This window comes from bacterium (assembly GCA_030654305.1).
Taxonomy (GTDB): Bacteria; Krumholzibacteriota; Krumholzibacteriia; order LZORAL124-64-63; family LZORAL124-64-63; genus PNOJ01.
Window position 1 is genome coordinate 1 of record JAURXS010000205.1, and the last position, 1,107, is coordinate 1,107.

Below are 1,107 nucleotides of genomic sequence, written 5' to 3' on the forward strand. Positions count from 1 at the left end.
CCAGGACGATGCCCATCTCCGCCAACGGCCGGCCGAGCGGGCCGTTGCGGCCGAGCAGGATCAGCAGGACATAGCCCGTCGCCACCGGCGGCAGGACCAGCGGCAGATGCACCACCGCATCGAGCAGCGAGCGGCCGGGAAACCGCCCCCGCGCCAGCAGCAGGGCGACACCGAACGCCACGGGCAGCGAGACCAGCATCGCCGTCGCCGCCACCTTCAACGACAGGGCGATCGCGTCCAGATCGGCGGGAGTCAGGGCGGTCACCCGCCCGGCGCGGCGAGCAGCACCTCGACCGCCACCCCGGCCTCGGCCAGCGCCTTGATCTCGCGCGGATCGATCGGGCCGGTGACCAGTCGCACGACCTGACGGCCGGCGCGGGCCAGGGCGATCAGATGTTCGGCTCCGGCGTCGCCGAGGGTCAGCCTGCCGGCGTCACGGCGGGCCATGCCGAGGATCGAGGGCTCGACCCCGTCGGGCACGACCAGGCAGTCGGCCTCGGACAGCACCCGCGCGGCGCGCAGGGTCAGCAGGTCCGACGGCCCCTTGCCGGCGACGAAGCGAACCAGGCCCGTCGGCTTGACACCCCGGGCGAGAGCTTCCTTCAGCAGGACCGAGGCGCGCTCCATGTCGCCGTCCATGGCCGCCTGGGCGGTGGGACTGGCAAGGATCTCGCGCAGGAAGGTCCGGCGAACGGCCGCGTCGGGCATGGCCTCGCGGACCTCGGCCTGATGCTGGCGCAACAGGGCGGCGACCCGGCCGGAGCCTTCGGGAATGCGGGTCTCGATGGCGTTGCGCAGCAGGGCCGCCAGCATGGGGGCCCCGCCGCCGGTGCCGATGGCCGCCACCACCTCGCCCCGGTCGATCAGGGCCGGGGTGAAGAAGTCCGACAGGTCGGGCCGGTCGACGACATTGACCAGCGCCCGCGCCGCCCGCGCCGCGCCGGCGGCCGCCTGCACGAACAACTCGTCGCCGGCGATGAGGGCCAGGATCGCGCCGGAATAGGCGCCCGCGAGGAAGGCCGAGGGCCCGTCCAGCCGCACGATGTGCGCGGGCGAGCCGTCGAACAGCCGCGCCTTGGCGTCGGCGGCCTCGCCGGAACCGGCGAT

Annotated in this window: 2 protein-coding genes; both read right to left on the bottom strand. The window is 74.5% G+C overall.

All coding sequences use genetic code 11. The features are described 5' to 3' along the window. Positions 1-265, bottom strand: a 265-nt coding sequence (locus tag Q7W29_05480) for a molybdate ABC transporter permease subunit (protein ID MDO9171266.1), incomplete at its 3' end; no start/stop codon positions are given. Then, positions 262-1,107 (bottom strand): SAM-dependent methyltransferase (locus Q7W29_05485; GenBank protein ID MDO9171267.1); only part of this gene is annotated, 846 nt, incomplete at its 5' end. The genes Q7W29_05485 and Q7W29_05480, both read right to left, overlap by 4 nt.